Origin of the sequence: Myxococcus sp. AM011 (assembly GCF_013372595.1) — a bacterium.
Lineage (GTDB): Bacteria > Myxococcota > Myxococcia > Myxococcales > Myxococcaceae > Myxococcus > Myxococcus eversor.
On the sequence record NZ_JABXEM010000625.1, the window covers coordinates 1 to 480 of the forward strand.

Sequence of the window (480 nt, forward strand, 5' to 3'; positions counted from 1 at the left end):
GACCTACTCTCGATAGGCCTGTCCGGCCTCGGCACCAGCCAGACCTGGCTGACTGTCACCGGGCACAACATCACCAACGTCAAGACGCCGGGCTACAGCCGCCAGGATGCCATCCAGCAGACCCGGATCCCGCAGTTCAGCGGTGCCGGCTACATGGGCTCGGGCAGCCAGATCGTCGACGTGCGCCGCCTGGCCAGCGACTTCCTCACCGGCCAGTTGCGCAACGCCACCAGCCAGAACAGCGAGCTGAACGCTTTCCTGGGCCAGATCGACCAGCTCAACTCGCTGCTGGCGGATAACACCACCGGGGTCAGCCCGGCGATGCAGCGTTTCTTTTCCGCCTTGCAGACCGCTGCGCAGAACCCGTCCTCGACCGAGGCGCGCGAGGCGGTGCTGGCCCAGGCGCAGGGCCTGAGCAAGACCTTCAATACCCTCTACGACCAACTGGACAAGCAGAACAGCCTGATCAACCAGCAGTTG

Annotated in this window: 1 protein-coding gene; it reads left to right on the forward strand. The window is 64.8% G+C overall.

All coding sequences use genetic code 11. The annotated features are described in order from the left end of the window. A partial coding sequence (locus tag HUW62_RS47720; protein WP_217912005.1) for a hypothetical protein occupies positions 1-480 on the forward strand: 480 nt, incomplete at both ends.